Genomic DNA, 25,413 nt, shown 5'->3' with positions numbered 1-25,413 from the left:
ATGCTTGCCGATCTCGTCATCCACGGCGCCACGCTGGTGACCGACAGCACCACCTTTGCCGCATCGGTGGCCATCAAGGATGGTGCCATCCTGGCCATCGGCGCGGCCGATGCCATGCCCGAGGCGGCCGAGGTGCTCGATGCCACCGGCAAGTACCTGCTGCCCGGCGCGATCGACGCGCACGTGCACTTCCGCGATCCCGGCTATACCCACAAGGAAACCTGGGAAACCGGCACGGCCAGCGCGGCAATGGGCGGGGTGACCACGGTGTTCGAAATGCCCAACACCAACCCGCCGACCGGCACGGTGGAGGCGCTCAATCTCAAGCTCAAGCAGGCCGAAACCGCCTATGTCGATTTCGGTATCTATGGCCTGCTGGGCGAATCCAACATCGATGAACTCGAAGCCCTGATCGAAGGCGGCGTGGCCGCGTTCAAGTGCTTCATGGGCAACACTTTCGGCAATCTGCCCTCGCCGCCTTCGGGCGCGATCCTCGAAGGGTTCGAGATCGTCGCCAAGCACGGCTATCGCGTGGCGCTGCATGCCGAAAACGCCTCGATCATGGCGCGCCGCCAGAAGAAGCTGATGGCCGCCGGGCGCTGCGACCCGCTGGCCCACCTCGACGCGCGGCCCCCGGTCGTGGCGGTGGAAGCGGTGGCCCGCGCCGCGATCCTGGCTGAATGGACCGGCGCGCGCATCCACATCCTGCACGTTTCCTCGGGCGACGAACTGCGCCCCTTGCGCGAAGCCAAGCTGCGCGGGGTGGACATCACCGCCGAAACCTGCCCGCATTACCTGCTGCTCGACGAGCACGCTTATACCGACAAGAAGTCGCTGATCCGCGTCAACCCGCCGGTGCGCGAAAAGGTGCACCAGGACCAGTTGTGGCAGGGCGTGGCCGACGGCACGATCGACATGATCGCCACCGACCATGCGCCGCACAGCCACGATGAAAAGCACCGCGACGATATCTGGACCGCCGATTGCGGCTTTACCGGGGTGCAGACCCAGATGCCGCTGATGCTCAGCCAGGTGGTTTCGGGCCGCATGACCATCACGCAATATGTGAAGATGACCTCGCTTGCCCCGGCCAAGGCCTTTGGCCTCTATCCGCGCAAGGGCGCGCTGCTGCCCGGATCGGACGCGGATATCGTAATCGTGGACCTTGACCGTGAAACCGTGGTGGATTCGGCCGATCTGCAGTCCAAGGGCAATTCCACCCCGTTCCAGGGCTGGGTGGCGCGGGGTGCGCCGATCCACACCCTGGTGCGCGGCCGTTTCGTGATGCGCGACGGGCAGCTTTGCACCGATGCCAAGGGCCATGGCCGCAACATCCGCCGCGTGCAGCAGATGCCCGCGCCCACGCCGCAAAACACCCACACCACAACGGCCGCGATCCTGGCCAAGGCGCCGCAGCGCTAAGCCGCCAGGACGCCACGGGACTCCATTGCCATGACCATGACAACCAGGGCCGGGCTGGCCGTGGCGGCGCCGCTTGCCGCCTTCGTCGAAGACCAGGCGCTGCCCGGCAGCGGGATTGCGCCCGAGGCGTTCTGGGCCGGTTTTGCCGCGCTGCTGGAACGCTTTGCGCCGCAAAACCGCGTCTTGCTGGCCGAGCGGGCGCGCTTGCAGCAGGCGCTCGACGCCTGGCACGAGGCGCGGGTTGGCCAGGCGTTCGACGCCGCCGCGCACGAAGCCTTCCTGCGCGAGATCGGCTATCTCGTGCCCGAGGTGCTGCCGTTCCAGGTGGACCCATGGGGCGTGGACGCGGAACTGGCGGAGCTGGCCGGGCCGCAGCTGGTGGTGCCCATCCTCAACGCGCGCTTCCTGCTCAATGCTGCCAACGCGCGCTGGGGCAGCCTTTACGATGCGCTTTATGGCACCGATGCCATTCCGGGCACGGCGGCGGGCGCGGACTATGACCCGGCGCGCGGCGCGCAAGTGATCGCCTGGGGCCGCGCGTTCCTGGACCAGGCCGTGCCGCTGGCGCAGGGTTCGTGGGCCGATTGGGCGGGCGGCGATCCGCTGCTGGCCGATCCGGTGCAATGGGCGGGGCGCGCCGGCGCCAACATCCTGCTGCGCAACAAGGGTTTGCATATCGAGCTGGTGATCGATCCGGCCCACCCCATCGGCAGGGCCGACCGTGCGCACCTTGCCGATATCGTGGTGGAAGCGGCGCTGACCACGATCTGCGACCTGGAAGATTCGATCGCCGCCGTCGATGCGGAAGACAAAGTGGCGGCCTATGCCAACTGGCTGGGCCTGCTGCGCGGCGATCTGCAGGCCAGCTTTGCCAAGGGCGGTGCCACGCAGACGCGGCGCCTGGCGCCCGATCGCAGCTATGTTGCCCCCGATGGCCGGCCGTTCACCCTGCCGGGGCGCTCGGTGCTGCTGGTGCGCAATGTCGGCCACCTGATGACCACGCCCGCCGTGCGCCTGGCCGATGGGCAGGACGCGCCCGAGGGGCTGGTCGACGCGGTGATTACCAGCCTGATCGGCCTGGTCGATGTGCAGGGGCGTGGGCGTTATCGCAACAGCCGCAGCGGCTCGATCTATATCGTCAAGCCCAAGATGCACGGGCCGGCGGAATGCGCGTTTGCCAACGACGTGCTCGATGCGGTGGAAGACCTGCTGGGCCTGGCGCGGCACACCATCAAGATCGGCGTGATGGACGAGGAGCGCCGCACCAGCGTGAACCTGGCCGCCTGCATCCACGCGGTGCGCCACCGGGTGATGTTCATCAACACCGGCTTTCTCGATCGCACGGGTGACGAGATCCACACCGCGATGCGTGCCGGGCCGATGCTGCGCAAGGCGCAGATGAAAGCCACGCCGTGGATTGCCGCCTATGAAGACCGCAACGTGCAGATCGGGCTGGCCTGTGGCCTGGCCGGCAAGGCGCAGATCGGCAAGGGCATGTGGGCCATGCCCGATCGCATGGCCGATATGCTGGCGCAAAAGACCGTGCACCCGCAGGCCGGCGCCAACACCGCCTGGGTGCCTTCGCCCACCGCCGCCGTGCTGCACGCCACGCATTACCACCGCATCGACGTGGCCGCCCGCCAGGCAGCGCGCCTGGCCGAGCCGCTGGCCCCGCTGGCCGACCTGCTGACCGTGCCGATTGCACCCGATCGGCCATGGAGCGCGGCAGAGATCCAGGCCGAGGTGGACAACAACGCGCAAGGCCTGCTCGGCTATGTGGTGCGCTGGATCGACCAGGGCGTGGGCTGTTCCAAGGTGCCCGACCTGGATGACGTGGGCCTGATGGAAGACCGCGCCACCTTGCGCATTTCCAGCCAGCACCTGGCCAATTGGTTGCGCCACGGCGTGATCACGGCGGATCAGGTGGATGCGGCGCTGCTGGCCATGGCGGCGCGCGTGGATGCGCAGAACGCGGGCGATCCGGCCTATCGCCCGATGGCCGCCGATCCGCAGGGCAGCCTGGCCTTCCAGGCGGCGCGCGCGCTGGTCTTTGCCGGGGAAGCGCAGCCCAGCGGCTATACCGAGCCACTGCTCCACGCCTTTCGCGCGCGGGCCAAGGCGGGGTAATGATGCGGCGTGGGCCGGTGTCAGGCGACGCCGGCCCAGTTCTCGCGCCGCCAATCGGCCACGGCCAGGGGCGTGCCATTGCTCAGGCCCGCGCAGGCGACGGCGCCAAAGCGCATCTGGCCCGGTGGCAGCGGGGCCAGGGCATGGCCCCGGCGGGCGAGGGCAGCGGCCTGGGGATGGCCTTCCTCGATCAGCAGGTGCGCGCCTTCGCTGCGCCAGCGCGGGGCGGCGATGGCGCCGGCCAGGTCGTGCCCCCGGCGCAAGGTGCGGTCGATCACTTGCAACAGGGTCTGCACCTGGCCATCGGCGCCCGGCGTGGCCAAGGCCAGGCAACCTTGCGGGCCGCGCACCAGCGCCGGGGCCAGGGTGTGCACCGGGCGCTTGCCGGCGGCCGGGGCATTGGCGCCACGGGTGAAGCCGCCGGCGCGGTTGTTGAGCGTGATGCCCAGTTCGGGCACGAAGACGCCGCTGCCGAAATCGTCGAACACCGAAACCAGCGATGACACCACCAATCCATCGGCATCGGCCGTCGCCACCCCGGCGGTGTGGAGATAGGCGCGCGGACCGCCGCGCCGCGCGGCGCGCTGCGGGTCGATCGGCAGCGGCTGGTCGAGCAGGGCGGCGCCCAGATGCGCGGCGTCGTCGCGCCAGGCAAAGGCGGCTTCGGTCAATTCCACGGCGGTGTGATCGGACCCGGCATCGTCGGCCGGGGCGCAGGCGGCCATGCCCTTGAGCGCCATGCCCAGAAGCACGCCCTGGGTGGGCGGGGGCTGCACCGCCACGGTGCACCCGGCATAAGCCACGATGAGCGCCGGGCCGACATGGGTGACATGGCGCGCCAAGTCACGCCGGTCCATCGCGCCGCCCTGCTGCGCCAGGGCACTGGCAATGGCGGCAGCAGGCGCGCCGGTGTAAAATGCGTCGAAGCCATCGTGGGCGAGGCTGCGCAGCAAGGCGGCGAGTTCGGGCTGCACCAGGCGATCGCCCGCAGCCAGGCTGAGCAGCGACCACGCTGCCGCGCCATGGGCGAGCAGCCGTGCGCGCTGCGCCGTGACCGCCGCCGCCAGCGTGGGCGAAACGCGATGGCCATCCTGCGCCAGGCGAATGGCCGGCGCCAGCACGGTGGCGGCGGGCAGGCGGCCCCAGCGGCGATGCAGCTTGGCCCAGCCGCCGGCCAGGCCCGGCACGGTCACGCTGTGCGGCCCGTCGTCGGCAAAGGTGGTGGCGGCCTGCGGCGTGGCGCCGGCGCCGTTGATCGCCAGGGTCTGCGCCCGATCGGCGACCAGGGCAAACATGTCACCGCCCAGTCCGCAGGCATCGGGGCACAGCACACAGAGCACGGCCTGCGCCGCAATGGCCGCATCAGCCGCCGAACCGCCGGCGAACAGCGCGGCCTGCCCGGCGGCGACGGCCAGGGGATGCGCGGCCGAAACCGCGCCCAGGCTGCCGAGCAGCGCCGGGCGCACGGCGGAGGAAAAGCTGTCTGCCAGGCGCCAGCCATGGGAGTGGGCCATGGCCTCAGACCGCCGTATAGCCGCCGTCGATCACGATCGACGTGCCGGCGATATAGCGCCCTTGCGGGGAGCACATGAACAGCACCATGCTGGCCACGTCCAGCGGTTCTCCCTGGCGGCGCAGGGGAATCTGCGCCTCGATCGCGCGGCGTCTTTCGGCCGGATCGGGCTGGTACTGCCAGAACGGATCGTTGAACGGCGTTTCGATCCAGCCGGGCAGGATGCAGTTGATGCGGATGCCATCGGGGCCGAGTTCGGCAGTCAGGCTGCGGGCGAGGCCAGGCAGGGCGGCCTTGGTGGCCTGGTAGGCCGACATGCCGGCATGGCCGCGCAGCGCGCCGGTGGAGGAAATCAGCACGATCGATGGATTTTCCGAACGGCGCAGGTGCGGCGCGGCGGCCTGGGCCAGGAAGAACGGCATGGCCAGGTTGAGGTTGACCGATTGCGCCCACATCTGCGGCGTCCATTCCGCCAGCGCCGCCGATTGCATGACGGCGGCCGTCACCAGCACGCTGTCGAGCCCGCCGAAGGTTTCCACCGCCAATGCCACGGCGCGGGCCGGCACTTCGGGATCGGCCAGGTCTGCGGCCATGAACAGGCAGCGGCCGGGCAGATCCTCGGCCGCGACCTGCGCCGCTTCCTCGCGATGGTCGATCAGCAGGACATCATCGCCCCGCGCGCGAAAGCCCAGGGCGCTGGCACGGCCGATTCCGGTGGCGCCGCCAGCAACGATCACGGTGGCCATGGTGTTGTCTTCTCCTTCAGGCCGCAAGGGCCAGGGGCAGGCTGGACAGCCCGCGCAGCCCCGGCACCAGCCGCAACTGCGATGGGCCAGTGCAGGTAAGGGTGCCGACCTTTTCGGCCAGCGCGCGAAAAAACACTTCGCCTTCCAGGCGCGCCATCATCTGGGCCACGCAGCCGTGGATGCCGGTGCCATAGCCGACCTGGTGGGTCAGGCGGCGGCGGATGTCGAAACGATCGGGTTCGTCCCACACTGCCGGATCGCGCCCGGCCGAACCGATCAGGACCAGCACCTTTTCGTGGCGGTCCAGCGTCTGCCCGGCAAATTCGAAGGATTGCGTGGTGGTGCGAAACAGGCTTTGCGACGAGCTGTCATAGCGCGTCGCCTCTTCGAAGGCATTGCGCGCGAGCGCGGGATCGGCGCGCAGCAGCGCCCATTGTTCGGGATGCTCGGCCAGCGCGCGCAAAGCCAGGCCGATGGAATCGATCGTGGTATCGACCCCGGCCGACAGGAACGAGCGCACCAGCAGGCGCGCTTCGTCTTGGGTGATCTCGCCCGCGTCGGCGGCGGCATAGATTCCGGCGCCCAGGCCATCATCGGTTAGCGCGGCGCGCGCGCAGTGCGCGTCGATCCAGGTCGAGACTTCCTCGGCGCGTTCCATCAACCGATCGTACCACGCCGTGCGCGGGCCGAACGCGCCGAACACCATGCCGCCATAGACCAGCATGATTTCGCGATCGAGCGGGGGCATGCCCACCGCATCGGGAAAGACCGTGAGGGGGAAGGGCTGGACGAGTTGCGAAACCGCCTCGATCTCGCCCTGGGCCAGGGCGGCATCGACCAGGCGGCGCGCCACGGTTTCGAATCCACCGCGCAGGGACTTGATCGCATTGGCATTGATCACCCGCATCATGACCTTGCGGGTGCGCTCGTGTTCGGGCGGGTCCACTTCCAGGATGATGCTGGGCTGGCGCCAGTTGGGCTCCTTGAAATAGTTGGTCAACCCGCCGCCACCGGCATTGCTGAAACGGCGCCAGTCGGTGAGCACGTCCTTGACCTGGGCGTGGTGCTGCACCACCCAGATGCCGTATTGCTCCAGCCACACGATCGGCCCGGTGGCGCGAAGCTGGGCATAGGCGGCAAAGGGATCGGCGCGGAATTCGGCCGAGAACGGATCGAGCGCGGAAACCGGGCGCGGGTTGGTGTGGACCGCGCTCATGCCCGCGTCTCCCGGCCGGTCTGGCGCGGGGTGGCGGCACGGGGCGCCATGCGGCTGCGCAGCGCGGTGGTGGCTTCTTCATCCAGCGTGCCATCGGCGGTGATCACCACGCCATAGGCATCCCGGGCGTGGCTGCGGCTGACCCGGCCATCGAGCACGTCCTCGCGCACGCGGTCGGGCGCGCGCTCCAGCGCAGAGCCGAAGCCGCCACCGCCGGCCATGACGTGGCGATAGACTTCGCCGGTCTGGAGCAGGAACGGCGTGGTCGGCATCGCGGGCAGGATGCGCAAGCCCCCGCTGCGTTCCAGCAGATTGCTGGCCGGTGTGCCGGCGCGGCCACCCTGGAGGCCGTGGGGCGGGTGGATCACCTTGTCCGACCGCACCCCGAAAAAGATATCGTCGGCCAGCATGCGGTATTCGCGCAGGACGGCCAGGCCGCCCCGGTTGCGCCCCGGCCCGCCGCTATCGGCCACCAGGCCATAGCGTTCGATTCGGATGGGGTAATCGGCCTCGATCGTTTCGATCGGCACGTTGGCCTGGTTCGATGCCATGTGCGGCACGCCTTCCTGGCCATCATGTTCGCTGGTTGCGCCCCACACCCCCATCACGCATTCCGAGAACACGAACGTGCGCCCGTCGATCCGGCCGCTGAAGCTGGGCAGGGTGGAGCCGCCCGCGCCATCGGCGGCGACTTTGTCAGGCACGGCCTGGGCAAGCGCGCCGAACACGCAATCGACAATGCGATAGCCGGTGATGCCACGCGCGCCGCAGGGGGCGGGATAGGTGCAGTTGAGCACGCTGGCTTCGGGCGCGATCACGTGGATTGGCCGGGTATAGCCATGGCAATTGGGCACGTCGGCCCCCATGACAGAGCGCAGCGCGGCATAGACATTGGACTTGCAGAACGAGATCGGCGCGTTGATGCCGCCGCGCACTTGCGGCGCCGTGCCGGTCCAGTCGGCGGTGACTTCCTCGCCCGCCACGGTCAGCGCCAGGCGAAACAGCACCGGCTGCGGATTGTCGCCCAGCCCGTCGATATGGTCTTCGAAGCGATAGGTGCCATCGGGAATGGCGCGGATGGCGGCGCGCGCCAGGCGTTCGGCATAATCGTGCAGCGCGGCGCCATAGGCGGCGATGGTCTGCGCGCCATGGCGATCGATCATCGCGACAAGGCCGCGTGCGCCGGCATGGGCGGCGGCCACTTGCGCCTCGATATCGCCGAGCACCTGATCGGGCGTGCGCACGTTGGCGGCGATCAGGCGGGTGACGACCGGATCGGGCCGGCCCGCGCGATAAAGCTTCACGAACGGCAGGCGCAGGCCTTCCTGGTGGATTTCGACCGCGCTCAACGAATTGCTGCCGGGCACCAGCCCACCCACATCGACATGGTGGGCGATCGTGGCCGCCCAGCCGTGAATCGTTCCGGCGTGGAAGATCGGCTGGATCACATAGATATCGGGCAAGTGCTGGCCCGAAGCCAGATAGGGATCGTTGCCGATGAACACGTCGCCATCGGCGATATCGGCGCCATATTCGCCGATCAGGTGGCGCATGGCATCGTGAAAGCTGCCCAGGTGCATCGGCGTGGTCAGCCCCTGGGCCAGGTTCTGCCCGGCCGCGTCGCACAAGGCGGTGGAGAAATCCATCGCATCGCGCACGATCGGGGAATGGGCCGTGCGCATCAGGATCAGGGCCATCTCGTCGGCCACGGCCTCGAACCCGTTCTTGAACACTTCGAGCAGGATGGGATCGACATCACGCGACATGGGTGGCTCCTGCGCCAAGGTTGATCACGATATTGCCCGCCGTGTCGCGCCGCGCCGTGGCATCGGGCGGCACCACGGTGGTGCCTTCGTATTCCTCCACGATCAACGGCCCGGCGCGCGGTTCATCGCGCAGCGCGGCGCGATTGATCACCGGGGTTGCGATGCGTCCATGCTCTGGCCCGAACCAGCAGGCGCGGGTGGTTTCCGGTGCAGCGGCTGGCGTTAGGACAGCCGCGGGGGCGATGGCCGTGGGGCCTTGCGGCGGGATCGTGCCGATCGCGCGCAGGGTGACCAAGTCGATGCGGTGGGGGCCAAGGTCGTGGCCATAGGAGCGGCGATGCTCGGCCTCGAATGCGGTGCGCAGCGCCTCGATCCAGGCGGGGGTGATCGCGCCGGGCGGCACGTCCACGCCCAGTTCGAAGCCTTGGCCGTGATAGCGCAAGTCTGCCCGGCAGCGCAGCGCCAGCGCCGGATGCGCGCCCAGTTCGGCCCGCACATCGGCGTCCAGCCGGGCCAGCGCCCGGGTGATCGCGGCCAGGGTTTCGGCATCGTCGGCCAGGGGGCGGCCGAGTGCTGCCGAGCGGCTCACTTCGTGATCGGTGAACAACAGGCCCACCGCGCTGAACACCCCGGCGCCTGGCGGCACGATCACCTGGGCCATGCCCAGTTCGCGGGCCAGCGCGGCGGCGTGGATGCCACCATTGCCGCCGAACGCAAACAGGGCGAAATCGCGCGGATCGCGGCCGCGATAAGTGGAAACCGCCTTGACCGCGCGCATCATCGCGGCGTTGGCCAGCCGGTGGATGCCCCATGCGGCCTCTTCCAGCGTGCAGCCCAGGTGCTGGCACACGGCGGCATCAATCGCCGAGTGCGACAGGTTGGCGTCGATCGGCACGGTGCCGCCGGCCAGCGCCACGGGATTGAGATAGCCCAGCACGACGTTGGCATCGGTGACGGTGGCCTGGGTGCCGCCGGCAGCATAGCAGGCCGGGCCAGGCACCGCGCCCGCGCTTTCCGGCCCCACTTTCAGCGCGCCGCCGGCATCCACCCGCACCACGCTGCCCCCGCCCGCGCCCACTTCGGACACGTCGATCACCGGCAGTTTCAGGGCATAGCCGCCACCCTTGGCCAGCGCGCTCGACATCGAAATGCCGCCGCCCACTTCGTATTCGTCGGTGGTGGCCAGGCGGCCATGCTCGATCAGCGAGGCCTTGGCCGTGGTGCCGCCCATGTCGAACGTGATGACATGATCGTGCCCGGCCCCGCCGCCCAGGCGCGCGGCGCCGACCACGCCCGCGGCCGGGCCGCTTTCCACGACCGTGGCAGGCCGTGCGATCACTTGGGCCACATCGAGCAGCCCACCGCTCGATTGCATCATCAGCAGCCGGCCATCGAGCCCGGCGGCAATCAGCCGTTCCTGCAAGGCGCCGAGATAGGCGCTGACCACCGGGCCGATATAGGCGTTGACCACGGTGGTGCTGGTCCGCTCGTATTCGCGGATTTCGGGCAGCACTTCGTGGCTGGCGCAGAGGAAGGTTTCGGGCGGCAGAACTTCCTTGAGGATTTGCAAGGCCTTGGCCTCGTGCTCCGGGTTGGCGTAGCTGTGCAGGAAGCACACCGCTACGGCGTCCACCCCGGCCTGGCCCAGGGCTTGCGCCACCTGGACCAGCGCGCCGGTGTCGAGCGGCCGGATCACTTCGCCGCGCGGCCCCATGCGTTCGGGCACTTCCAGCCGCAGGCGGCGCGGGCTGAGCGGGGCGGGCTTCTGATAAAGCGGCTCGTAGAGGCGCGGCACGCGGATGCGCCGCATTTCCAGTACGTCGCGAAAGCCTTCGGTCGTTACCAGCGCGGTGCGCGCGCCCTTGCCTTCGAGGATCGCGTTGGTGGCGATGGTGGAGGCGTGGAGGATCTCGGCAAAATCGGCCGGTTGCAGGCCCAGCCGCGTGGCCACGTCGGCAATGCCGGCCAGGATGGCGCGGGCATAGTCGCCGGGCGTGGTCGGCACTTTGGCGGTGGTCAGCGTGCCATCGGGCGAAAGGCAGGCGATGTCGGTGAAGGTGCCGCCGATATCGGCCGCGATGCGATAGCCGGCCATGATCAGTGGCACCGATAGTGGGCGAGCTTGTCCTCGTCCACGACAATGCCCAGGCCCGGCGCATCGAGCGGCAGGATCGCGCCATCGGCCACGGCCATGGGCGCTGCCAGCACATCGTCTTCGTAATAGCGGCCGGCGATGCGGCAGGGGTGGGTGCCCGCCGGCGCGCTGATGGCGATCACCGCACCCAGCGTGACGGCGCCATGGGCCAGGGCGAAATGAACGTTGGCCGCCGTGCCGATGGCGGATTCGATCGACCCGTTGACATCGCAGGCCATCTTGCGCGCGGCGGCCACCCGCGCCACCCCGCCCGCGCCGACGAAACCGCCGGCCTTGGCCAGGTAGATCGACAGGCAATCGGCCGCGCCGCGTTCGGCCACGTCGAGCGCGTCGTGAATGTCCCAGCAGCTTTCATCGGCAATGATCGGCAGCGGCGATGCCGCCGTGACGGCGGCCATGAACGGCAGGCCGGTGGTGGGCTGCTCCACCAGGCTGGCGCCCGCCTCGGCCAGGCGCAGCACGGCTTGCGTGGCGGCCTTGCCGTGGCCGTAACCCTGGTTGGCATCGAGCCGCAGCGTGATGTCTTGTCCCAGTTCGCGGCGCAGTGCCGCCACCAGCCGCAAGTCGCGCGCCAGATCGACCCCGCCCTTGATCTGCAACGCGTGCACGCCATCGGCCACCGCGCCCAGCCCTTCGTCGAGCGCCTCTGCCTCGTGCATCAGGCCGATCATGTGCGCCACGGGCACGCTGTCGCGCACGGCGCCGCCCAGCAGCTTGTAGACCGGCTGGCCCACGATCTTGCCCCAGGCATCGTGCAGGGCAATGTCGATCGCGCACTTGGCATAGCTGTTGCCGATCAGCACGCGGTCCATCGCGGCACGCGCGGCGGTGACCGCCGTGGCATCCAGGCCGACCAGCGCGGGGGCCAGCACCTGCTCGATCATCTGCACCACGCTGGCTTGCGTCTCGCCACAGCGGCGCCCCCAGTCACCGCCCCAATCGGGCAGCGGGGTTGCCTCGCCAAAGCCGGTCACGCCGCCTTCGGTTTCCACCCGCACCGCCACGAAGCCGCCCAGATCGGCAATAAGGCCCGCCCATTTGAAATCGCGCCGAACCGGCAGGCGAAAGGGGAACGCGGTGACGGCAGTGATCTTCAAGGCATGGCCTCCCAAGGCGGGTGCGGATGCAAATGTGCTAACAGAAATTTTCCTACAGGAAAACTAATTTTCCAACTTTTGAAAATCAGGAAAACGTGCCAGCCTTGTTCCCATGTGCTCCCTTGCCGCTTCTTCCGCTGTAGCCGATCCTGCCACATCGCGTGGCTGGTCCGTGCTCGCCCTGGCTTATGCGCTGACGCTGGCAAGCATGGCGCAAGTGGGTGTGGTCGCGGCGCTGACGCTCGACCTGGCCGGGGCGCTGGGGCTGACAGCGGCGCAGATCGGGCAAGGCCTGGCGCTGTTTTCGCTGCCATCGGCGCTGCTCGCCGTGCCCTGCGGCGCGCTGGTCGATCGCGTCGGTGCGCGCCGGGTGCTGGTCTGGTCCGGGTTGGCGGGGGGCCTGGCCGATGCGCTGGCCGTGGCCGGCGGTAGCCCGGCTGCACTTTATGCCGCGCTGCTGCTCTCGGGCCTGGCCTTTACCGGGATCAGCGTGGCGGCGCCAGCGCTGCTGGCCGCGGCCTATGCTGGCGCGCGCCAGGTGCGGGCCATGGCGCTGTGGTCCACTTATGCGCCCGCCGGGTTTGCCCTGGGCCTGGTGCTGGGCGCGCCGTTTGCCCAGACCGGGCATTGGGTGTTGCCGCTGGCGCTGCATGGTGCCTTGCTCGGCATCCTGGGGCTGTGGGCGCTGGCGCTTCCCCATATCGTCCCGGCCCATCTGGTTCAGGCAGGTCCAGTACAGGCGGGGGGCTTGCCTGATCGGCGTGCCGCCTGGCGCGAACTGGGCCTGGTGCTGCGCCAGCCGGGGGTGCTGCGGCTGGCGTTGGCGGTGGCTGTGCCATCGGCGATTTCCTACGGCACCAGCCTGGTCGCGCCGGCCTGGCTGGCGCGGGTGCATGGCGCGTCGATGGCCGAATCCGCCACGGTCGTGGCCGCGGCCAAGGGCGTGGCGATGATGCTGGGCGGGCTGGCGGCAGGCGCCGTGCTGGCGCGGGCCGGGCAGCGGCGCATGCTGTTCGCCGGCCTGGCCGTGGCCGGCGCCCTGGCGCAGGCGCTGCTGTTCTGGCCGGGTGGCAGCCTAGCGCTTGCCACCGCCGCGCTGTTCGCCTGGCTGCTGGCATTCAGCGGCTTGGGCGCGGTGGCGATGGCGCAGTTGCCCGCGCTGGCGCAAGCGGGCGCTGCTGCAGGGACCAATCGCCGCGGCACGGTTTCGGGGGTGGTCGGGCAGGCAATCTCGCTGCTCTCGTTTCTGGCCCCGGCGATCTATTTCGGCATGGCGGGGTGGATCGGCTATGTGCTGCTGGCCAGCGGCGGCCTTGCCCTGGCAGCACTGGCGCTGCCCAACGTAGCGCCCAGGGAGCAAGAGCAATCGTGATGACGCCCACCACTGCCGTGCGCCGGCTGTTCGTGCTGCTTTGCGGCTTTGAAATCCTGCCCAAGACGATTTCGACGCGCAACCTGGGCGGGCGCTTCATCCTGAGCGAGCCGGTCTGCGCCTATCTGCTCGATACCGATCACGGCTGGGTCCTGCTCGATGGCGGGATGAACCCAGACAACATCACCGATCCGGTGCGGCGCCACGCGTGCTTTGGCCAATATGGCATGACCCCGCCGGTGGTGCGGCCGATGCACGATATGGCGCAGCAACTGGCGCAGATCGGCATCGGCCTGGGCGATATCGGCCACGTCATCCTCTCGCACCTGCATTACGACCATTGCGGCTATCTGGGACAACTGACCCATGCGCGCATTTCGGTGCAGCGGCGCGAATACGAACAGGCCTTTGCCGCCGATCCGGGCCTTGCCTATATCCGTTCCGACTATGACCTGCCGGGCCTTGACTGGGATCTGCGCGACGGGGATTGGCAGGCCATGCCCGGCCTGGCGCTGATCGATACGCGCGGCCACACCCAGGGCCATCAATCGGCCGTGATCACCCTGCCGCAGACCGGCGCGGTGATCCTGCCGTTCGACGCGGGCGACCTGGCCGAGAATTTCGTCGATGAAGTGCTGCCGGGCGAATGCTGCGACGACATGGCCGCGCTCGCCGCGATCCGCCGGCTCAAGGCGCTGCAACGCGAACACGATGCCACGATGCTGCTGTTCCACGATCCGGTGGCGATCCAGCAGATGCGCCTGGCGCCCGAATTCTACGCCTAGATCACGCCGGCACTTGCCGGGTGGAGGGATGCATATAAGTGGAAACCGGCCGCCTCTCGGCCGAGGCGGGATCGTGCGAGATCGACAGCACACGTGCATCGGCGTCACCCACCGCGAGATAGAGGTGCTTCATGCTGCTGTCGAAATAGGCGCTTTCCCCGGCCGCCAGGCGGAACGGGGCATAGTGTTCGGTGTGAATCTCGATCGCGCCGTCCAGCACATAGACGAATTCCTCGCCCTCGTGCTGGCTCCAGTGGTCGAAATCCTCCACCTTGCGGGCGCGGATGACCATTTCGAAGGGGATCATCGCCTTCTTGGAAATCTCGCTGGCGTGGATGCGATAGTCGTATTGATCGGAGCGGAACTGTTCGCCTTCGCCCCGCCGCGTCACCGTCTTGCGCCCGGAAAGCTGGCTCTTGGCCGTGGCCGAGACGATATCTTCGATCCCCACGCCCAGTGCGTCGCAGGCCCGCTTGAGAATATCATAACTGGCGGAAATCTGCGCGTTTTCGATCTTAGACAGGGCCGAGATCGAGACGCCGGCGCGCGCGCTGACATCGGCCAGGGTGGCATTTTGCGCGCGGCGGATCGCGCGCAACCGCTTGCCGATCGCAAGTGCTTCTTCGCCCTGGTTGCCGCGCGCCATGTCAAATCCGTCTATTTGGAAAATTTCTTTCCTAAAAGCGCATGGCACGTCGCGCGGCATGCGGGAAGCCGTATTCTGCAACAGGAGGCAAGAATGCGTGGGGACTTGGACCCCGCGCACATTAGCTGTCGTGGTCTTGCCCGGCCGAAAGATATTGCGCGTCGCTCACGTGCTCCATCCAGGTGACGAAGCTGCCGTCGTGCGCTTCCTGGATGGCGATGTGGGTCATCGCGGTGGTGGCCGTCGCGCCGTGCCAATGGCGATGGCCGGGCGGGCACCAGATCACGTCACCCGCGCGGATTTCGACAATGGGTTCGCCTTCGCACTGGGTCCAGCCGGTGCCGGCGGTGACCACCAGTGTCTGGCCCAGCGGGTGGCTGTGCCAGGCGGTGCGGGCGCCGGGTTCGAATGTCACGCTGGCGCAGCCGTGGCGGGACGGCGCGGGCGCGGTGTTGAGCGGATCGATGCGCACGCGGCCGGTGAACCATTCGGCCGGGCCGGGCTGCGAGGGGCGGGTACCATTGCGATAGAGGATCATGCATTGTTCCTTTCGGGAAGCGGGGAAGCGTGGCGCGCGTCGGCCAGGCCCAGCAGCGCCGAGCCGACCAGAAGCAAGGCACCGGCCAGGAATGCGGCGGCAAAGCCAAAGGCATCGAACAGCAATCCGCCACCTGCCGCGCCCAGCGTGATCGCCAGCTGTATTACCGCGACCATGAGGCCGCCGGCGGCTTCGGCGTCATCGGGCAGGGTGCGCGCCATCCACGTCCACCATGCCACGGGCGCGGGCGTGCCGGTCAGGCCCCACAGGGCCAGCAGCACGGCGACGAGGGGGGCATGGGTGCCCACCGCGATGAGCAGGGCGGCGATCAGCGCGAGCGCAAGCGGCGGCACGATCAGCGCCTGGGCAAGGCTGTGGGCGACCAGCCGGCCGATCAAGCCATTGCCGAGCACGCCGGCGATGCCCATGCCCAACAGGATCAGCGAGAGCAGCGAGACCCCGACATGGACGTGCTGTTCCAGGAACGGGCGCAAATAGGTGAACACCGCGAATTGCCCGGCGAACAGCAAGGCGACGGCGGCCATGCCCCGGCGCACCTCGGCGCGGGCAAGCAGGGCCAGGGTAAGGGCCGGCTTGGCCTGGCGATCCGATGGCATCGCCGGTAGCGCCAGCCATTTCCACGCAAAGGTCAGCGCGGCAAGCGGCACGACCATGAAGAAAGTCCAGCGCCAGCCGATGAATTGGCCCAGGAAACTGCCGAGCGGGGCGGCGATCGTGGTGGCCAGGGCATTCCCGCCATTGAGCAGGGCCAGCGCGCGCGGCACGTCTGGCGGCGGGACCAGGCGCATGATCGTGGCCGTGGACATCGACCAGAAGCCGCCGATGACCACGCCAACCAGCGCCCGGCCGGCCATGAACACGCCGAAGGTCGGCGCGAAGGCAACCATGGCGCCCGAAACGAGCATCACGAGCGTCAATCCCAGCAGCAGATGGCGACGGTCGATCCCGGCGCTGGCGCGCGCGATGCCAAGGCTGGTGAGCACCGCGAACAATCCGGAAACCGCGATTGCCTGCCCGGCCGTGCCCTCGCTAAGGCGCAGATCGGCCGCGATCGGCGTCAGCAGGCTGACCGGCATGAATTCCGAGGCGATCAGCGTGGAGACGCAAAGCGTCAATGCCAGGACGGCGCCCCAGTGCGCGGTGGTTTTGTCGGTCGATGCCATGGGCGCGACATAGCGCCCCCGCTGGTCGGGTTGGAGCTGGCGCAGCCTTGATGCAGCGATGAATGCTGTTCACCGCTGCCCCGGCGCTATAGGCCCAAGGGCCGCATTTCGTGCACCAGGTCGATCAACAGGCGCAAGCCGGTGGGCAGCTGGTGCCGGCTGGGATAATAGATGTGGAAGCCTTCGCCATGCGACGACCATTCGCGTAGCACCACCTGCATTTCGCCGCGCGCCACGCTTGCCGCAACGCAGGGTTCGGGCAGGTACATCAGGGCCGCGCCCTCGCGCACCAGAGCAAGCGCGAACGCGGTCTGGTCCACGGTGATCGCGCCGGGCACGTCGATGGCGATCACCGCGCCCTCGCGCTCGAATTCCCAGTGATAGATGCTGTCATCGCCCAGCCGGATGCGCAGGCACCGGTGGTTTGCGAGGTCTTGGGGATGTTGCGGCACGCCGGACCGTTGGAGATAGGCCGGCGCGCCCACCACCACCCAGCGCAGATCGGCCGAAAGGCGCCGGGCGATCATGTCTTCCGGCACGGTTCCGCCATAGCGGATGCCGGCGTCGAAGCCTTCGCCCACCACGTCCTGCATGGCATTGGCCACCGCGATATCGATCCGCACGCCGGGATAGCGCTCGGTAAAGGTTGGCAGCACTTTGGCGAGCAGCAGGGTGGCGGCGTGTTCCAGCACGTTGAGCCGGATGTGGCCGGTCGGTTCGTCGCGCAAGCGATTGAGCCGCTCGACGGCTTCGCCGATCATCGAGAACGGTTCCTGCAACGCCGCCTGCAGTTCCTCGCCCGCCGCGGTCAGCGTCACGCTGCGGCTGGTCCGGTTGAGTAGGCGCACGCCAAGGCGCGCTTCCATGCCCTTGAGCGCATGGCTGATGGCCGAGGCACTGACCCCGATCTCGAGCCCGGCGCGCCGGAAATTGCGGTGGCGCGCCAGGACCAGGAACGTGTTGAAGTCGGCAAGGTCGGTGCGATGCAAGGTCATGATCGGTGGGGTGCGCCGGGCTGCCGGTTTTGGCAAGGCTTGCCGTGGGCTACATCCCCACGCCGCTTAGGGTGTGCCGGCGAAGAACACTTCCAGTGCGGCCAGGGCGGCTGGTTCGTCCAGCATCGGGGCATGGCCGATGCCGGGGACCAGCGCGAGCGTTGCCTGCGGCTTGTCCGCGACCATTGCCTCGGCCACCTCTGGCGCGAGGAGATCGGTTGCCGTGCCGCGCACCAACAGCACCGGGCGATCTTGGGCAAAGGCGTGCCATTTGCCCCAGGGATCGGGATCCGCCACGATCCGGGTGAAGCCCTGGGCGATGGCGGGATCGTAATCGGCCACGATCCGGCCCTGTTCTTCGCGGAACAGGCGGTGGGCCATGGCCAGCCATTGCGCCGGGCCATAGTGGGGAAAGACATCGGCATTGAGGCGCGCGCAGGCCTGGGCCGCGGCCTGCCGATCGGGCAGCGGCTCGCCCTTGCCGACATAGCCGGCAATGCGCGCCAGGCCGTGGGGCGCCAGTTGCGGGCCAATGTCGTTGATCACCGCGCCGGCCACCAGCGCGGGGTGGCGCGTGGCCAGCTCCACCGTGATCAGCCCGCCCATCGACGTGCCGACGAACAGCGCCCGCGCGATGCCCAGTGCATCGAGCAGCGCCACCACGTCATCGGCATAAATGCCAAGGTCATAGCGCGCCTGGGGATCGCGCGCCGATTGGCCGCGCCCACGCATGTCGAGCGCGAGCACGCGGCGCTGGCGCGCAGCAAGCCAGGGGGCGAGCGCGGCAAAATCGCGCGAATTGCGCGTGAGGCCATGGAGGCACACCACCGGCAGGCGCGCCGGGCCGGGCAGGGCGGGGTAATCGCGCGCGAACAGGGCAAGGCCATCGGCCGTGGTCCAGTGGCGGGCGGCAAAGCCGCTCATGCCGCGCCGTCCCGGTCCATATCGCCCTCGCCAGGTCCGCCATTGTCGCCTGCTGCGGGCGTCAGGCCATGGGCAAGCAGCCGCCCGGTCTCCTGCACCACCGCTTCGGGTGTCTCGTTGCCCCACACGCCAAAGCGCAGGCCCAGGAACACGTTCATGCCCATGATCGCCCAGGCGCGCACTTCGCTGTCGCCCGCGCGGATTTCCCCGCGCTGCGCCGCCGCTTCGAGCCGGGCGGCGATGCGCGCGGCCGAATTGGTGTAGTGTTCGCGATAGGCGGCCGGATCGACGAATTCGGATTCGTCGATGATGCGGTAGATCTCTTTGTGTTGGCGCACGAATTTCAGGTAGGCGAGCTGGCCGGCTTGCTCGGCGGCAAGCTGGTTGGGCGCCGCGGCGATGCTGGGGCCGACAAAGTCCTTCACCTGGCCCGAAAGATCGCGCACCAGCGCCTGGAAGATCGCTTCCTTGCTGTCGAAATAGACGTAGAAGCTGCCGGTGGCGACACCGGCGCGCGCGGTGATCTGGCTGATCGCCGCATCGTGGAAGCCCTTTTCGCCGAATTCCTCGGCCGCGGCATTGAGCAGCGCGCGCAAGGTGCGCCGCCCGCGCTCCGTCTTGGGCACTTTGGAGGCCCGTGCCGGGGCAGCCGCCGGCGCAGACGAGGCGGCCGTGGCGGCGGAGGCCGCGGGAGAAATCGTTGTTTCAGCCATGGACAGCTGCTTTCTCAAAGGACGAGCGCTTTCTAATTTGAAGCGTGATTCATTTTTCACTATTAAGCCGGAACCGACCGGCAGTGCAAGCTACAGCCAAGCCGCTGCCAGGCTCAATGGGAGAGAACGATGCCCGCTGCCCCAAGACTGGACGATGCCTTGGCCAACGACACCGCGGGGCGCGCGGCCTTTGTCCGCTCGCCTGCCTTTGTGCTCGCGATGCTGCTGGTGGTCTATACGTTCAATTTCATCGACCGGCAGATCCTGGGCATCCTTGCCGGGCCGATCAAGGCGGACCTGGGCCTGAGCGACACGCAACTGGGCGCGCTGGGCGGCTTTGCCTTTGCCTTGCTCTATTCCACCATGGGCTTGCCGCTGGCCTGGTTGGCCGACCGGCGCGGCCGCACGCGGGTGATCGCCGCATCGCTCGCGGTGTGGAGCGCCTTTACCGCGCTGTGCGGCCTGGCGGGTGGCTTTTGGGCGATGTTTGCCTGCCGCCTGGGGGTGGGCGTGGGCGAGGCGGGCGGCGTCGCGCCGTCCTATGCATTGATTTCCGATACTTTTCCGCCCCATCGCCGCGCACGGGCGCTGGCGATCTATTCGCTGGGCATTCCGCTCGGCTCGGCCGCGGGCATCCTGCTGGGTGGTTATGTCGCGGCAGCGGTGAACTGGCGCGCGGCGTTCCTGGCGGTGGGGCTGGCGGGCCTGATGTTCACGCCGCTGTTCGCCTGGGGCGTGCGCGACCCACGCCGGCCCACGCCGGGCGCGGCGCCGGCGATGCGCGCGGTGCTGGCGATCCTGGCGGGCAAGCGCAGTTTCTGGCTGCTCTCGTTCGGCGCGGCGTCGTGCTCGATGATGGGCTATGGCCTGGCGTTCTGGCTGCCCTCGTTGATGCGCCGCTCGTTCGGGCTCGATCTGGTGCAAACCTCGCAGTTCTTCGGCCTGCTCCTGCTGGTCGGCGGCACGGCCGGGGTGCTGGCGGGCGGCGTATTGGCCGATTGGCTGGGCACGCGCAGCCGCGCGGCCTATGCCCGCGTTCCGGCCCTTGCGTTCCTCGCCGGGGTGCCGCTGTTCGTGGCCGGGCTGCATGCGGGCGGGGCGGGCCTGGCGTTCTGGCTGTTCCTGCTGCCCCAGGCACTGGTCTATATCTGGCTCGGCCCGATCCTGACGGCGGTGCAACACCTGGTGCCGGCGCCGATGCGGGCGACCGCTTCGGCCGCGTTCCTGCTGATCAACAACCTCATAGGGGTGGGGCTGGGCTCCTTGACGATCGGCAAGCTGTCCGACCTGCTCACCCCGCATTTCGGCAACGATGCGCTGCGCCAGGCGATCCAGATCGGGTTGGGGTTCTATCTGCTGGCAGCGGTGCTGATGCTGCTTGGCGCGCGGCACCTGCAGCGCGAGTGGGTGGATTGATTTTGCGCGCCGGCCAGCGCAACAAGGCGCCATGTTGCGCACGCTCTATCCCCCGATCGAACCCTATGAAACCGGCACGCTCGATACCGGTGAGGGCCATCACATCTATTACGAGCGCTGTGGCACGCCCGGCGCCACCCCCGCCGTTTTCCTGCACGGCGGGCCCGGTGGCGGCATTTCGCCCACCCACCGCCGCCTGTTCGACCCGGCCCGCTATGACGTGCTGCTGTTCGACCAGCGTGGCTGCGGCCGATCGACCCCGCATGCGGGGCTGGATGCCAACACGACCTGGCACCTGGTTGCCGACATCGAGCGGCTGCGCGCGCTGGTAGGCGCGGAGCAATGGCTGGTGTTCGGCGGATCGTGGGGCTCCACGCTCGCGCTGGCCTATGCCCAGGCGCACACCGCGCGCGTGAGTGCGATGGTGCTGCGCGGCATCTATCTCTGCTCCAGGGAAGAACTGGACTGGTTCTACCAGTTCGGGGTGTCGCAGATGTTTCCCGACAAGTATGCCCGCTTTGCCGCCCCGATCCCGCCCGAGGAGCGCGGCGACATGCTGGGAGCCTATCATCGCCGGTTGACCACCGGGCCGATGGAGGATCGCATCGCGGCGGCGCGGGCGTGGAGCCTGTATGAAGGCGAGACGATCACCCTGCTGCCCGATGCCGGCAACAGCGCGCAGCATGATGACGGCCATTTCGCCCTGGCCTTTGCGCGGATCGAAACGCATTTCTTCGTCCACGGCTGCTGGCTGGAGCCGGGGCAACTGCTGCGCGGGGCGCAGGCGTTGCGGCACATTCCCGCCACGATCGTGCACGGGCGATACGACATGCCCTGTCCGGCGCATTATGCCTGGGCGCTGCACGAGGTCTGGCCCGAGGCGGAGTTTCACCTGGTCGAAGGGGCCGGCCATGCCTTTTCCGAGCCGGGAATCCTTGACCAGTTGATCCGCGCGACCGATCGCTACGCCCGATAGGCGAGGGCGGCCGGCACGCGCAGTTCCACCACCGCGCCGCCGGCTGCGCCGTTGCGGATATCGATCCGCGCGTTGAGGCGGTGGGCGCGTTCGCGCATGCCGACCAGCCCGAAATGCCCCGGAGCCGCCTGCGGCGCAGACCCGTTGGCGCCGGCAAAGCCCACGCCATCGTCGGCAATGCGCACGATCAGCGCGCGCGGTCCGAAATGGAGCAGCACGGCAATGCCTTGGGCGCGGGCATGGCGGCGGGCGTTGGCCAGCGCTTCCTGCACCACGGCAAGGATATCCTCGGCCACGGCCGCATCGATCACGCGCGGCCTTCCGGTGATGCGCAGGCTGGCCGCGGGAACCAGGCCATCGGCGCAGATCGGCGCCATCGCCTGCGCCAGGTCCACCGCCGAGGCCGTCTGGCTGCGCAAGTCGATCACCCGTTCGCGCGCGGCGGTAACGACATCGTCGCCGCGTTCCAGCACGGCATCGAGTTCGGCGCGCGTCGCGCGATCGAGTGCGCCGCGTGCGGCCACGGCTTCGAACCGCAGCATCAACCCCTGGACGCCTTGCAGCAGGGTGTCGTGCAATTCGCGCGCGATGCGCTCGCGCTCGGCCATCTGGCCTTCGCGCTTGGCGCGCGCGCGGGCCAGCAAGACACGGGTGCGCTGAACGTAGAGCGCCCGTGCCAGGAGCAGGACCAGGGCGGCGAGCCCCAGGCGAAACCACACGGTCTGCCAGAACGCGGCGCGGATGGTGAAGGCCAGGCTGGCGCCTTGCGCCTGCCATTCGCCCTGCCGGTCGGTGGTCTGCACGTCAAACCGATAGGTGCCGGGTACCAGGTTGGCATAGGAGATTTCAGGCGCCGTGCCATTGGCGGTCCACGCATCGTCCAGTCCTGCGGGTCCGGACAGGCGCACGCGAAAGCGCCGCTGGCTGGCCGTGGCCAGATCGAGCACGCCATAGCGGATCGTGACCTGGCTGGTGCCCTGGGGCAAGGCGATGTTTGGCCCGGCTGGCCAATTCCGGCCGTTGGCGCCCAGTGCACGCACGAACAGGCGGAACGGCGCCTCGGGCAGCGGGCTGGACCAACTGCGGGCTTCGAGTACGCCCGAGCGGGTCAGCACGAAAACGCGGTCGGTGCCGTCGCCCACGATGTGTCGCGCCGCGCTGCGCTGGGGCAGCGCGATGCGGCGATCGTCTTCATCGAACGTCGTGTGGGCAATCGGGCGGGTGGGCGCGGCAAAGGCCCGGTCAAGTGCGGCCGTGGCAACGCGGACGAGCCCGTGATAGCCGAGCAGCCAGGTTTCGCCTGCGGGCGTGCTGATCGCGCCGCGCGTATCGAACAGCCAGGGGTGATCGCGCACGTCCAGGATCTGCACTCTGCCTTCCGACAGCCGGAGCAGCCCCGTGCCCCCGCCCACCAACACATCGTCATCGCGCACGGCCAGCGAAGTCGGCCGTTCAAAGCCGATGCGCGCCCCGTCCCACACGGTCAGCGCGCCATGGTCGAGCCGGGCGATGGCCCGCCGGCCCAGGATCATCACCAGGCGGCCCTGCCGGTCGAACGCCAGGTTCTGCGGCACGCCCAGCCGGGTATCGACCGGCACGTTTTCCCAGCGGCCGCCGACATACCGGGAGAGGCCAAGCCCGTTGGCCGTGAACCACAGCACGCCGTCCGGGGCCACGGCGCAATCGAACAGTTCGGTCACATGGCCGGGCAGGCGGCGGGACTGCCCGCGATGGGGCCCGGCAATCGCCACCGCGCTTTCCGACAGCATCGCCCAGACATCGCCGCCGCTTCCCGCGCACAGGCCGGCCACGCCATCGCCAAGGCGCGTGAGCAGGCGTGGGCTTTGGCCAGCGTCTGCCACGAACACGGCCGGCCCATTGGCGAAATAGACCCGGCCATCCTGCGCTGCGGCGGAAATGCCCATCGCCGCGCGCGGGCCCAGCATCGCCAGGCTGCGTAGCGGGGTGGGGGAAAAGCGATCGAGCCCGCGTTCGGTACCGACCCAGATATTGCCGTCGCGGTCGGCCAGGATGGGCGAGGCGCGGTTCGAGGTGAGGCCCTGGCGCTCGTCGATATGTTCAAGCGCGCCGGTACGCGGCCAGATCGCCACCACGCCTGACAGGAACGTGGTGGCCCAGATCCGGCCGAACGGATCGGCCACCGCGCGATAGAAATCGGCCGGAGGCAGCTCGGACGCTGCCAACAGCGGGCGCGGCGGCGCCGCCGTGCTGCCCATGTCATAGGGGGGCAGGGCACGCAGGCCGGCGTTATCGATGGCGTAGAGCGCGCCATCGGTGGTCTGCGCCAATGCCCCGCCGCCCGGCCCGGCAAACGGCGTGACATGGGGTTGCACCGGTCCTGACCCGCCGCGCCAGTAGGACAGCGGCCCGCCCCAGGTGCCGAACCACAGCGTGCCCGTGCGCGAGAGCAGTTGCGGTTCGGTATCGTGCTGGTCGAAGCTTGCGGATTCTACCGCCTGCCAGCCGGCCGGGGTGTGGCGATAGACCGCATGATCGGCGTCTCCCGCCGCGATCCAGGGCTGCCCGTCGGCACCGATCACGATCCGCGTGATTTCGCCGGCGTTGCCCGGCCGCCCGGCATCGTGCAGCCGGCCCTGGCGATAGACGGCAACGCCGCCGCCCCCGGCATAGCCCAGCCAGATCGTGCCATCGGGCGCGGCGGCAAGGGCGCTGACGGCCGTGGCGGCGCGGGGGTGGCCCGGCGGGGGCGGGACCGGCTCGAACGTGGTGCCGTCGAACCGGAACAGCCCCTCGACGCTGCCGACCCACAGGAATCCGTCGCGGTCCTGTGCCAGCGACTGGACAAAGCGCGGGGCGTGATCGCGCGCGGTCCAGGCGTGGTGCATCCAGGCCGGCGGCGGTGTTGGCGCTGCCTGTCCGGCGGGCGTGGGCGCGGCCGGCACCGCCACGCCGCACCATGCCGCGAGCGCCAGGGCACCGGCGCGCGCGGGCCATCGAATTGGGGGTTTGCCTTGCATCTGCACCGTGCCCTCGCCAACCCCCATCGGCAATCGCGCGCGCTTGTGCAAGTGCCCCTTCGCGCCGGGGACGGGCGCAGGCCGTCACCCGGCGCGGGCCGACCCGGTCAGACGTGGGTGATGATGGTTTCGAGCGGCAAGCGCGACTTGGGCAGGCGCCCGTTGTAATCGGCGTCCTTGTCGGCATAGCCCAGGGCGACCACGAACAGGCTGTTGAAGCCTTTTTCGCGCAAGGCAAATTCCGCGTCGAGAATGCGCGTGTCCACCCCTTCCATCGGCGTGGCATCGATGCCCAGTGTCGCCGCGCCGAGCAGGAACTGCCCGAGGTTGAGGTAGACCTGCTTGTCCAGCCAGTGCTGCTGGTCGCGCAGTTCATACTTGTGCAGCCCCGAAAAGGTCAGGCGGCCGGCATGGACGCGCGCCTTCATCGCTTCGGGATCGGGGGCAAAGCGGCCGTCGGCTTCTTCCTGCGCGGTGATGCGGGCGATGTGCTGCGCGCTGGCATCGATCAGGCTGGCAAAGACGACGACGTGCGAGGCATCGCGGATCGCCTTGGCATTGAAGGCAAAGCGTTCCTGTGCCGCCTTGGCCACGCGCTCCTTGCCTTGAGCGGTTCCGGCGATGATGAAATGCCAGGGTTGCAGATTGGTGCTCGACGGGCTGAAGCGCAGCAGGTTTTCCAACGTGGCGATATCGGCGTCGCTGATGCGGCGGGCCGGGTCATAGGCCTTGGCCGTGTGGCGCGTGCGGGCAGTGGCAAGAATATCGGACAAGCGGCACTCCATGGGCAACGGGTGTTGAACGTTCCCGTCTATGGGTATTG

At 68.9% G+C, this 25,413-nt stretch carries 20 protein-coding genes; 6 read left to right on the top strand and 14 right to left on the bottom strand.

Annotation, left to right across the window (positions count from 1 at the left end; genetic code table 11):
* Together allB and FHW94_RS19250 are read left to right on the top strand one after the other, a co-directional pair.
* A complete protein-coding gene (gene allB, locus FHW94_RS19255; RefSeq protein ID WP_168557456.1) occupies positions 1–1,422 on the top strand; it encodes an allantoinase AllB in 1,422 nt (473 codons plus the stop codon).
* A gap of 30 nt (positions 1,423–1,452) precedes the next feature.
* Positions 1,453–3,549 carry a malate synthase G gene (locus FHW94_RS19250; RefSeq protein WP_210425760.1) on the top strand — a complete coding sequence of 699 codons (2,097 nt, stop codon included), beginning with the start codon at positions 1,453–1,455 and terminating at the stop codon, positions 3,547–3,549.
* A 20-nt stretch (positions 3,550–3,569) separates the two neighbouring features.
* Here the strand turns inward: FHW94_RS19250 and FHW94_RS19245 are convergent, their stop codons facing one another.
* From FHW94_RS19245 to FHW94_RS19220, 6 genes are read right to left on the bottom strand one after another with little or no spacing between them, the layout of a single operon-like run.
* Entirely contained in the window at positions 3,570–5,063 is a 1,494-nt protein-coding gene (locus FHW94_RS19245; protein ID WP_168557455.1) for a gamma-glutamyltransferase, read from the bottom strand.
* 4 nt (positions 5,064–5,067) lie between these two features.
* Complete coding sequence (locus FHW94_RS19240) at positions 5,068–5,808, bottom strand: SDR family NAD(P)-dependent oxidoreductase (RefSeq protein WP_168557454.1); 741 nt, start codon at positions 5,806–5,808, stop codon at positions 5,068–5,070.
* Between the two features lie 16 nt (positions 5,809–5,824).
* Entirely contained in the window at positions 5,825–7,024 is a 1,200-nt protein-coding gene (locus FHW94_RS19235; protein ID WP_168557453.1) for a cytochrome P450, read from the bottom strand.
* On the bottom strand, positions 7,021–8,790 hold the full coding sequence (locus tag FHW94_RS19230; protein ID WP_168557452.1) for a hydantoinase B/oxoprolinase family protein: 1,770 nt from the start codon (positions 8,788–8,790) through the stop codon (positions 7,021–7,023). The genes FHW94_RS19235 and FHW94_RS19230 overlap by 4 nt, the downstream gene beginning before the upstream one ends.
* Positions 8,780–10,885, bottom strand: coding sequence for a hydantoinase/oxoprolinase family protein (locus tag FHW94_RS19225; RefSeq protein ID WP_168557576.1), 2,106 nt, complete (start codon positions 10,883–10,885; stop codon positions 8,780–8,782). Before FHW94_RS19225 ends, FHW94_RS19230 begins: the two co-directional genes overlap by 11 nt.
* Positions 10,886–10,887: 2 nt before the next feature.
* Positions 10,888–12,042 carry an enolase C-terminal domain-like protein gene (locus tag FHW94_RS19220; protein ID WP_168557451.1) on the bottom strand — a complete coding sequence of 385 codons (1,155 nt, stop codon included), beginning with the start codon at positions 12,040–12,042 and terminating at the stop codon, positions 10,888–10,890.
* Between the two features lie 172 nt (positions 12,043–12,214).
* Between FHW94_RS19220 and FHW94_RS19215 the strand changes: the two genes are divergently transcribed.
* A complete protein-coding gene (locus FHW94_RS19215) occupies positions 12,215–13,414 on the top strand; it encodes an MFS transporter (protein WP_168557450.1) in 1,200 nt (399 codons plus the stop codon).
* Entirely contained in the window at positions 13,414–14,199 is a 786-nt protein-coding gene (locus FHW94_RS19210; protein WP_168557449.1) for an N-acyl homoserine lactonase family protein, read from the top strand. Before FHW94_RS19215 ends, FHW94_RS19210 begins: the two co-directional genes overlap by 1 nt.
* Before the next feature lies 1 nt (position 14,200).
* On the opposite strand, the gene FHW94_RS19205 is transcribed toward FHW94_RS19210, so the two are convergent.
* The 6 genes from FHW94_RS19205 to FHW94_RS19180 form a co-directional block, all read right to left on the bottom strand.
* Complete coding sequence (locus tag FHW94_RS19205; RefSeq protein ID WP_168557448.1) at positions 14,201–14,845, bottom strand: XRE family transcriptional regulator; 645 nt, start codon at positions 14,843–14,845, stop codon at positions 14,201–14,203.
* A 121-nt stretch (positions 14,846–14,966) separates the two neighbouring features.
* Positions 14,967–15,383 (bottom strand): cupin domain-containing protein, encoded by a 417-nt coding sequence (locus FHW94_RS19200; protein WP_168557447.1) that lies wholly within the window; start codon positions 15,381–15,383, stop codon positions 14,967–14,969.
* A complete protein-coding gene (locus FHW94_RS19195; protein ID WP_168557446.1) occupies positions 15,380–16,567 on the bottom strand; it encodes an MFS transporter in 1,188 nt (395 codons plus the stop codon). The genes FHW94_RS19200 and FHW94_RS19195 overlap by 4 nt, the downstream gene beginning before the upstream one ends.
* Positions 16,568–16,653: 86 nt before the next feature.
* Entirely contained in the window at positions 16,654–17,562 is a 909-nt protein-coding gene (locus FHW94_RS19190) for a LysR family transcriptional regulator (protein ID WP_168557445.1), read from the bottom strand.
* Between the two features lie 66 nt (positions 17,563–17,628).
* Positions 17,629–18,486 carry an alpha/beta hydrolase gene (locus FHW94_RS19185; RefSeq protein ID WP_168557444.1) on the bottom strand — a complete coding sequence of 286 codons (858 nt, stop codon included), beginning with the start codon at positions 18,484–18,486 and terminating at the stop codon, positions 17,629–17,631.
* Positions 18,483–19,199, bottom strand: a complete 717-nt coding sequence (locus FHW94_RS19180; RefSeq protein ID WP_168557443.1) for a TetR/AcrR family transcriptional regulator — start codon at positions 19,197–19,199, stop codon at positions 18,483–18,485. The genes FHW94_RS19185 and FHW94_RS19180 overlap by 4 nt, the downstream gene beginning before the upstream one ends.
* Before the next feature lie 219 nt (positions 19,200–19,418).
* On the opposite strand from FHW94_RS19180, the gene FHW94_RS19175 reads away from it, so the two are divergent.
* Positions 19,419–20,615: an MFS transporter gene (locus tag FHW94_RS19175; RefSeq protein ID WP_246866289.1), complete on the top strand. Its 1,197-nt coding sequence runs from the start codon at positions 19,419–19,421 to the stop codon at positions 20,613–20,615.
* 31 nt (positions 20,616–20,646) lie between these two features.
* A complete protein-coding gene (pip, locus tag FHW94_RS19170) occupies positions 20,647–21,591 on the top strand; it encodes a prolyl aminopeptidase (protein WP_168557441.1) in 945 nt (314 codons plus the stop codon).
* Here pip and FHW94_RS19165 read toward each other — a convergent pair.
* Together FHW94_RS19165 and nfsB are read right to left on the bottom strand one after the other, a co-directional pair.
* Positions 21,579–24,590, bottom strand: coding sequence for a sensor histidine kinase (locus tag FHW94_RS19165; RefSeq protein ID WP_168557440.1), 3,012 nt, complete (start codon positions 24,588–24,590; stop codon positions 21,579–21,581). The two genes, pip and FHW94_RS19165, sit on opposite strands and share 13 nt — an antisense overlap.
* A 107-nt stretch (positions 24,591–24,697) precedes the next feature.
* Complete coding sequence (nfsB, locus tag FHW94_RS19160) at positions 24,698–25,363, bottom strand: oxygen-insensitive NAD(P)H nitroreductase (protein ID WP_210425759.1); 666 nt, start codon at positions 25,361–25,363, stop codon at positions 24,698–24,700.
* Between the last annotated feature and the right edge of the window lie 50 nt (positions 25,364–25,413).

The organism is Novosphingobium sp. SG720 (genome assembly GCF_012275365.1).
GTDB lineage: Bacteria > Pseudomonadota > Alphaproteobacteria > Sphingomonadales > Sphingomonadaceae > Novosphingobium > Novosphingobium rhizosphaerae.
This window is presented reverse-complemented; position numbering and strand designations above follow the sequence as displayed.